The organism is Actinocorallia lasiicapitis, assembly GCF_054778695.1.
The window spans coordinates 1-8,618 of record NZ_BAAGZI010000262.1; the positions used below are offsets into that span (position 1 = coordinate 1).

Genomic DNA, 8,618 nt, shown 5'->3' on the forward strand with positions numbered 1-8,618 from the left:
CCACCCCCGCCCCCGACGGCCGCAGCCACCACACGCACCGCAGTCCCGCCGCCGCCGTCGGATAGGACGGCATCCGCCCGGGCGCGTGCCGGACCACGGCGACGGCGTACCGGCCGTCCATCTCCAGTTCGAGGGTCGCGGCGACGGCCTCGGCGAGCCCCGGCTCGGGCGGGTGCGCGGTCAGCAGTTTGGCGAGCATCGACTGGGCGAGCCCGTCGCTCTGCCGGTCCTGCTCGCGGCGGGCGCTCTGGTAGCCGACGGCGGCGGCGTCGGCCTGCCGGTTCACCCCGGTCCAGATGTACATGCTGCTGCGCATCAGCTGGTCGAGCCGGTCGGGTTCCTCGGCCGAGACGATCTCGACGAGGCCGTCCCAGACGACCGTCACCGAGTGCTGGTAGGCGCGGAGCAGATCGGTCAGCAGCACCCCTTGTTCGGCGCGGAGCCGCCCGTCCCGTTCGGCCTGTTCGAGGTCGCGCCGGTCGGAGGTCGGCCGCGGGACGGTCGCCAGCCCGACGTGGAGGGCCCGCCGCACCGACGCGTCCAGTTCCTCGTCGGGCACCAGCACATAGGACGGGCAGTCGGCCTTGACCATGGCGACCAGCCGGGCCGCGAGCTCGGGGATCCGCTCGGTGAGGCGCTGCGCGGCGCGGGTGACGACCTCGCAGTGGGTCTCGGTCCGGTCGACGAGGGAAAGTGCTCGCAAGTGGCGACCTCCTGGGGTGGGGATGAACGATCGCTCAGTCATGTTCGGCCGGTGAACCGGACGAAACAAGCATTTCCCTGAGAAGACTAAGCGCTCGCTTATCACGTTGTGCGCAAGCACAACGCGGAGAGCCCCGGGTTGGACCCCGGTCCCGTGTTCCGTCGAACCTCTGGCCCCACCGCTCACCGGGGTGCTGTGGTGTGGCTCACACGAGGCGAGGAAAGCGATGGAATGGCTGGATCTGATCTGACTGTCAGCGCGCTGACCGTGAGTTACGGGCAGGTCCGCGCGCTCCGCGGGGTCGACCTGGAGGTTCCCGAGGGGCGGATCGTCGCCGTCCTCGGCGGGAACGGCGCCGGGAAGTCGACCCTGCTGCGGGCCATCTCGGGCACGCTCCGGTTCCACCGGGGCGGCGTCACGGGCGGCGACGTCCGGTACGGGGGGCGGGCGCACTTCCGGATCGGCCCGGCCGGGGTGGTCGCGGCGGGTGTCGTCCAGGTGCCCGAGGGACGCCATGTCTTCGGCCGGATGACGGTCGCCGAGAACCTCAGGGCGGGCGCGATCGGATCGTCGGGGCGCGACCGCTCCGACCGGGTCCGTTCCTGGGTGCACGAACTGTTCCCGGTGCTGGTCGAACGGGCCGGGCAGCGGGCGGGCCTGCTGTCCGGCGGCGAGCAGCAGATGCTGGCCATGGGCCGCGCCCTGATGGCGGGCCCGCGGGTCCTGCTGCTGGACGAGCCGACGCTGGGCCTGGCCCCGCAGATGGCCGAGCGGCTCGCCCGCGACATCCAGCGGATCAACGCCGAGGGCACCAGCGTGCTGCTGGTCGAGCAGAACGCGGCGCTCGCGCTGCGGCTGGCGCACGAGGCGTACCTGCTGGAGGTCGGCGAGGTCACCCTGCACGGTCCGGCCGCCGAACTGGCCGCCACCGACGAGGTGCAGCGCCGCTACCTGGGCATCGACACCGCGCTGGACATCCCGGAGCTGCCGGTGCTGCGGAGGTGGGAGCCGTGACGCTGCTGGAGGTGCGGGACCTGACGGTCCGGTTCGCGGGGCTGACCGCGCTCGACGCGGTCGGCTTCACCGTCGAGGAAGGCAGCGTCCACGCTGTGCTCGGCCCCAACGGGGCGGGCAAATCGACCTGTTTCAACGTGCTGTCCGGGGTGTACCGGGCGACGTCGGGGAGCGTCCGGCTGGGCGGGCGCGAGCTCGTGGGTCTGGCGCCGCACCGGATCGCCGCCCTGGGCGTCGCCAGGACCTTCCAGAACATCGCGCTCGCCGGCCGGCTGACCGTCGCCGACAACCTGATGCTGGGCAGGCACCGCCTGACCGGGTCGGGGTTCCTCGCGGCGGGCCTGCGGCTGCCTTCGGCACGGCGCGAGCAGCACGCCCACCGGGACAGGGTCGCCGAGATCGCCGACTTCATCGGGATGGGCGCGCTGCTCGACACACCCGTCGCGGTGCTGCCGTACGGGCTCCGCAAACGGGTCGAACTGGGCCGCGCCCTGGCCATGGAGCCGCGGCTGCTGCTGCTCGACGAGCCCGTCGCCGGGATGAACGGCGGCGAGCGCAAGGAGATGGCCGCCCTGATCCGGGCCGCGCAGCGCGGGCTCGGGCTGACCGTGGTGCTGGTGGAGCACGACATCGGGCTGGTGATGAACCTCGCCGACCGGGTCACGGTGCTCGACTTCGGCCGGCTCGTCACCACCGGAACCCCCGCCGAGGTGCAGCGCGACCCCGAGGTCATCCGCGCCTACCTCGGCGCCGACCCCCAGGAGAACCGTCCGAGATGACGAAACTGATCGAACTGCTCGTCAACGGCGTGGCCACCGGGGCGGTCTACGCACTGATCGCCCTCGGCTTCGTCGTCATCTTCAAGGCGACCGAGGTGGTGAACTTCGCGCACGCCTCGCTGCTGCTGATCGGCGGCTATGTGGTCGCCGAGACCCATGACGACCTGGGCTTCTGGGGGGCGCTGCTGGCCGGTGTCGCCGTCGCGGCCCTCATCGGCGGGATCATCGAGTTCGCCGTGATCCGCCGCGCCAAGGCCGTCGACGCCGCGGTCCTCGCGATCGCGACCATCGGCATCGACATCGTGCTGACCAGCGAACTCACCCGCAGGATCGGCAGCGAGACCCTCGCGATGGGCGACCCGTGGGGCGACCACCTCGTCCATCTCGGCCCGGTGATGATCCCGGCGACGCGGATCGCGGCCCTGCTCGTCGCCGGAACCCTGATCGGGCTGTTCCTGCTGGCGTTCAAGTACACCTCGTGGGGCATCTCGATGCGGGCCGTCGCCGAGGACGCCGAGACCGCCGCGCTGATGGGCATCCGGCTCGGCCGGGTCTCGATCGGGGCGTGGGCGGTCGCGGGCGGGCTCGCCGCCGTCGCCGCGGTCTTCCTGACCGTGTTCCCCACGCCGGGGCTCGACCGGACGACGTCCTACGCCGCGCTCAAGGCGTTCCCCGCCGCGATCCTCGGCGGACTCGACTCGACGACCGGAGCGCTCGCGGGCGGCCTGATCGTCGGGCTGACCGAGTCGCTGATGACGGGCTACCAGAACGACCTGGCCTTCCTCGGCCGGGGCATCGGCGACGTCGCGCCCTACGCGGTGATGGTCCTGGTGCTGCTCTGGCGTCCCGCGGGCCTGTTCGGAACGAGGGAGACCGCCCGTGTCTAGGCTTCTGTACCTCCTGCTGCTGATCCCGCCGTTCTACCTCGACGGCTTCTGGCTCCAGACCGGGCTGTTCGCGATGGCCGCCGCCATCGGCGCGATCGGGCTGAACCTGCTGACCGGCGCGACCGGCCAGCTGTCGATGGGCCACGCGTTCTTCCTCGCGATCGGCGCGTACGGCTACACCTATCTGGCGTCCGAGGGCTGGCCGCCGCTGCTCGCGGCCGCCGTCGCCGTCCTGGCCGCCGGGCTCGGCGGGCTGGCGTTCAGCCCGATCTCCGCGCGGCTCGCCGGGGTGAGCCTCGGCATCGCGACGCTCGGACTGGTCTTCGTCGGCCAGCACGTCCTGTTCAACGCCGAGGAGATCACCGGCGGGGTCAACGGCAGGGCCGTCCCGCCGTTCGAGCTGTTCGGGTTCGTCTTCGACGGCGCCGACCCGCTCAACGTGCTCGGCATCCCGTTCGGGCAGCAGGAGAAACTCTGGTTCCTGGGGCTCGCCGTGCTGGGCGTCGCCGCCTGGTTCGCCTCCGGTGTGCTCCACGGACGGCCGGGACGCGCCCTCAACGCCGTCCGCGACCACAAGGTCGCCGCCGGGGTGATGGGTGTGCCCGTCGGCCGCTACCGGGCGTCGGTGTTCGTGCTGTCGTCGATGTACGGCGGGCTGGCCGGGGTGCTGATCGCGCTGGCGTTCCAGCGGACCGTCCCCGACTACTTCGGGATCGTGCTGTCGCTCGACTACCTCGCCATGATCGTCATCGGTGGGCTCGGGACGGTGCGGGGGGCCGTCCTGGGCGCGCTGCTGGTCACGCTGCTGCCGCAGCTCCTCACCCACTACAGCGACGCGCTGCCCGAGAGCCTGTCTCCCGCCACCGCCGCCCGGCTGCTGTACGGGACGGCCGTCGTGGCCATCGTCCTCTTCCTCCCCGGCGGGATCTCCCGCCTCCCCTCACCCCGTCCCAAGGAGACACCCGCATGAGAAAGATCATTTCTGTCGCCGCGGTCGCCGCGCTGGCGCTGACCGGCTGCTCGTCCAAGGGCGAGAGCGCCGAGGGCACGGGCGCGGACGGGGTCAAGACCGGTCCCGGCGTCACCGCCGACAAGATCACCGTCGGGGCGCTGACCGATCTGACCGGGCCGTTCGCGTCGCTCGGCAAGTCCGTCACCCAGTCCCAGCAGCTCTACTTCGACGAGGTGAACTCCGCCGGCGGCATCTGCGGACGCCAGATCGAGGTGACGGTCCGCGACCACGGCTACGACCCGCAGCGCGCCGTCGCCGGCTACACCGAGCTGGCGCCGAAGGTCGCCGGGTTCGCGCAGTTCATCGGCTCCCCGATGGTCACCGCGGTCAAGGACCGGATCACCGCCGACAAGGTGTTCACGATCCCGCTCGCCTGGAGCACGGCCCTGCTCGGCAACGAGTACGTCCAGGTCACCGGCACCACCTACGACGTCCAGGCGATCAACGCGTTCGCGTTCCTCGACTCCCAGAAGCTGATCAAGAAGGGCGACAAGGTCGGCGTCGTCTACGCCGAAGGCGACTACGGGCAGAACGCGCTCGCCGGGGCCAAGTACGCCGCGGAGAAACTGGGCGTCACCCTGGTCGAGCAGAAGGTGAAGGCCACCGACACCGACATGACCGCGCAGGTCACCGCGCTCAAGGGCACCGGTGTCGCCGCGATCACCGCGAGCGTCTCGCCCAAGGCCGTCGCGTCGCTCGCGGGCGTCGCGCGGGCCCAGGGGATCAAGGCGCCGATCGTCGGCAACCAGGCCGCGTTCGCGCCGCAGCTCCTCGACACCCCGGCCGCGCCCGCGCTGCTCCAGGGGTTCTACATCGTCGGCTCGGCGGTGCCGCTGAGCGCCGACCTGCCCGCGGTGAAGAAGCTCACCGACTCCTACAAGGCGAAATTCCCCGGCCAGCTCCTCGACGGCGGTGTGCTCGCCGGCTACGTCAGCGCGTCGATCTTCGGTGACGCGCTGAAGAAGGCATGCGAGGCCAAGGACCTCAGCCACGACGGCATCATCACCGCGCACCGCGCCCAGAAGAGCCACGACATCGGGTTCGGGCTCACCTCGGACTTCTCCACCGTCCAGGTTCCGCCGACCCTCAGCGACTACGTGATGCAGCCCGACAAGGAAGCGACCGGCGGGCTGAAGATCGTGAAGCCGGCGGAGGCGTCCGAGCTGGCCAAGGGGTATCCGGTCCCCGCCGGAAAGATCGGCTGACATGACCATCACGACCCCGGCCTCGCCAACGGCGGGGCCGGGGCCGTACGCTTCGGCGGTGCTGACGGGCGGGCGACCAGAGATCCTGTGGGCCGACGTACGCCCGGACGCGGCGCGCAGGATCCTCCTCGCCGCCGTCGACTGCTTCGCCGAGCACGGCTACCACGGCGCCACCACCCGGCAGATCGCCAAAGCGGCGGGGATGAGCCCCGCCGCCGTGTACGTGCACTACGCCACCAAGGGCGAGCTGCTGCGCCGGATCTGCCTCGGCTTCCACGAGTTCCTGGTGGCCGAGCTCCAGGAGGCGCTGGACGGCCTGACCGACCCGGTCGAACGGATGCGGTCGCTGGCCTACACCTTCGCCCGCGGCCACGCCGCCGACCACCAGTCGGCGCGGGTGGTCCGCCAGGAGGCCGCTGCTCTCGCCCCCGACGACTACGCGGTCATGCACGCCCGCCGCGCCGGGATCGGCGAGCTGTTCCTGCGCGAGGTGCGGACCGGTGTCGCCGCCGGGGCCTTCACCGCCCCCGACCCCGTCGGCACCACCCGCGCCCTCACCTCGATGCTGACCGACATCGCCCGCTGGTACCGGCCCACCGGCCAGCGCACCCCGGAGGACGTCGGCGCGCTCTACGCCCATCTCGCGCTCAAACTGCTCGCGTGACGGTCCTGGCCGTCACCCGCTGGTCAGGATGACCAGGCGCTGGGTCGCCCTGGTCATCGCGACATAGCGGTCGACGGCCCCCTCGACTCCGTCGCCGAACGCCTCGGGATCGACCAGGATCACCAGGTCGAACTCGAGGCCCTTGGCCAGCTCGGGCGTCAGGGAACGGACGCGCGGCCGCGCCACGAACCCGGGGGCGCCGATCACGCAGGCGACCCCCTCGGAGTGCTCGGCGAGCCAGACGTCCAGGATCGCGTCGAGCTCGGCGAGAGATCCACGGGTGACCGGGACGCCGCTGCTGCGGATCGAGACCGGCACGTTCGCGTCCGGCAGCGCCGCCCTGATGACCGGCTCGGCCTCCGCCATGACCTCCTCGGGCGTCCGGTAGTTGATGGTGAGGGACGCCTGCTCGATCCGGTCGAGCCCGACCCGCTCCAGCCGCTCCCGCCACGACTCGGTGAAACCGTGCCGGGCCTGGGCGCGGTCCCCGACGATCGTGAAACTCCTGGACGGACAGCGCAGCAGCAGCATCTGCCATTCGGCGTCGGTCAGCTCCTGCGCCTCGTCCACGACGATGTGCGCGAACGGCCCGGCCAGCAGATCGGGATCGGCCGTCGGCAGGGCGTCCTGGTCGATCAGGGCGTCGCGGAGGTCCTGGCCGTGCAGCATCGTGATCCAGCCCTCGTTGTCGTCGTCGGCCTCCAGCAGCCGGTCGACGACCTGCGTCATGTACTCGCGGTCGGCGGCGGCCGAGGCTTCCTGACGGCGTTTGCGGAGGGCGGCCTCGGGGTCGCCGAGGCGTTGGCGGGCGGCGTCCAGCAGCGGCAGGTCCGAGACCGTCCAGGCGGCCGGATCGGTGCGCTGGAGGGCGCGGATCTCCTCGGTGGTCAGCCACGGCGCGGACATCCGCAGGTAGGCGGGGACCGTCCAGAGGTCGCCGACGATGTCGGCCGCCTCCAGCAGCGGCCACGCCCGGTTGAACGCCGCCCGCAGCTCCCGGTTCTGCCGCAGCGACTTGCGGAGCAGCTCCTCGGGGGCGTCGCCGTCGTGCTTGTCGACGAGGATCGTGAGGAGCTCCGCCCAGATCTGGGCGCGGGCGTCGTTGTGCGGCGAGCCCGGGTCGGGCGCCTCGAACGCCTCCGCCCAGTCGGCGGCGGTCAGCCGGATGTCGTTCCAGTGCGTCGTGACGACCATGCCCTGCTCGGGCGGGTTCTCATAGAACCGGACGGCCCTCTCGACCGCCTTCACCAGCTCCGCCCGAGCCTTCAGCGCCGCGACGGCCGGATCGGCCTCCGGCGGCGCGGCCGGTCCCTCGGCCACCAGATCGCGGAGCGTGCAGATCTGGACCCCGTCCTCACCGAGGCTCGGCAGGACGTCCGAGACGTAAGCGAGGTACGGCTGGTGCGGGCCGACGAACAGCACGCCGCCCCTGCGGTGGGCGAGCCGCGGATCGGAGTACAGCAGATAGGCGGAGCGGTGCAGCGCGACGACCGTCTTGCCCGTGCCGGGGCCGCCGTCCACGACGAGCGCTCCCCGCGAACCCGCGCGGATGATGGCGTCCTGGTCGGCTTGGATGGTGCCCAGCACGTCCCGCATCCGCGACGACCGGTTGGTGCCCAGGCTCGCGATGAACGCGGACTGGTCGTCGAGGGCCGCGGCGTGGCCTTCGAAACCGTCGGCGGTGAACACCTCGTCCCAGTAGTCGCTGATCCGGCCGAGGGTCCACCGGTACCGGCGGCGGCTGGCCAGGCCCATCGGGTCGGCGTGGGTCGCGCCGAAGAACGGTTCGGCGGCGGGGGAGCGCCAGTCGAGCAGCAGTCGGCGGCCCGCGGCGTCGGTCAGGCCGATCCGGCCGACGTACACGGGCTCCGCGCCGTCCGCGCCGACGATCCGGCCGAGGCACAGGTCGAGGCCGAACCGGCGCAGGGTCCGCAGCCGGGACGTCAGCCGGTGGATCTCCTGGTCGCGTTCCAGGGCCTTCGGGCCGAGACCGCCGGGCGCCTTCCGTTCGGCCTCGAGCCGTTCGGACAGGTCGGCGACCGACTCCTCCAGACAGCGGGCGATGGCCGCGAAGTGCCGCTCGTCCTGCGCGATCAGTTCGGGCGCGGCCTTGGCGGCACGGGCGGCGGGCAGGTCGAACACGCTGCTCTTCAGCGGTTCCAAAACATGAGCTCCGATCGGTTCGCGGGATGGTGTTCGGGGGCGTTCAGCCGGCCAGGTCGAGCAGGAGCCGCGCGGCGACGGCGGCCCCGTCGGTGCGGATCTCGGTGGCGAGGGCGGCCGCCCGCTGCGCGGTCTCGGCGGACAGGGCCGTCTTGAGCGCGGCGGACAGGGGTTCGAAGGCCGGGTTCGGG

General features: G+C 72.0%; 7 protein-coding genes and 1 pseudogene. 6 read left to right on the forward strand and 2 right to left on the reverse strand.

Going from position 1 to position 8,618, the window contains the following annotated elements:
* Positions 1-703 (reverse strand): annotated as a pseudogene (locus tag ACYVE7_RS23805) (PucR family transcriptional regulator); the annotation flags it as partial.
* 231 nt (positions 704-934) lie between these two features.
* Between ACYVE7_RS23805 and ACYVE7_RS23810 the strand changes: the two are divergent.
* The 6 genes from ACYVE7_RS23810 to ACYVE7_RS23835 are packed head-to-tail and all read left to right on the forward strand — an operon-like array spanning position 935 to position 6,264.
* Entirely contained in the window at positions 935-1,717 is a 783-nt protein-coding gene (locus ACYVE7_RS23810; protein ID WP_460367344.1) for an ABC transporter ATP-binding protein, read from the forward strand.
* Complete coding sequence (locus ACYVE7_RS23815) at positions 1,714-2,496, forward strand: ABC transporter ATP-binding protein (RefSeq protein WP_460367346.1); 783 nt, start codon at positions 1,714-1,716, stop codon at positions 2,494-2,496. The genes ACYVE7_RS23810 and ACYVE7_RS23815 overlap by 4 nt, the downstream gene beginning before the upstream one ends.
* Positions 2,493-3,383, forward strand: coding sequence for a branched-chain amino acid ABC transporter permease (locus ACYVE7_RS23820; protein WP_460367348.1), 891 nt, complete (start codon positions 2,493-2,495; stop codon positions 3,381-3,383). Before ACYVE7_RS23815 ends, ACYVE7_RS23820 begins: the two co-directional genes overlap by 4 nt.
* Complete coding sequence (locus ACYVE7_RS23825; RefSeq protein WP_460367350.1) at positions 3,376-4,353, forward strand: branched-chain amino acid ABC transporter permease; 978 nt, start codon at positions 3,376-3,378, stop codon at positions 4,351-4,353. The genes ACYVE7_RS23820 and ACYVE7_RS23825 overlap by 8 nt, the downstream gene beginning before the upstream one ends.
* Positions 4,350-5,600: an ABC transporter substrate-binding protein gene (locus ACYVE7_RS23830; RefSeq protein ID WP_460367352.1), complete on the forward strand. Its 1,251-nt coding sequence runs from the start codon at positions 4,350-4,352 to the stop codon at positions 5,598-5,600. The genes ACYVE7_RS23825 and ACYVE7_RS23830 overlap by 4 nt, the downstream gene beginning before the upstream one ends.
* 1 nt (position 5,601) lies before the next feature.
* Positions 5,602-6,264, forward strand: a complete 663-nt coding sequence (locus ACYVE7_RS23835) for a TetR/AcrR family transcriptional regulator (protein WP_460367355.1) — start codon at positions 5,602-5,604, stop codon at positions 6,262-6,264.
* A gap of 12 nt (positions 6,265-6,276) precedes the next feature.
* Here ACYVE7_RS23835 and helR read toward each other — a convergent pair whose 3' ends face one another.
* Positions 6,277-8,427 (reverse strand): RNA polymerase recycling motor ATPase HelR, encoded by a 2,151-nt coding sequence (gene helR, locus ACYVE7_RS23840; RefSeq protein WP_460367356.1) that lies wholly within the window; start codon positions 8,425-8,427, stop codon positions 6,277-6,279.
* Positions 8,428-8,618 lie beyond the last annotated feature (191 nt).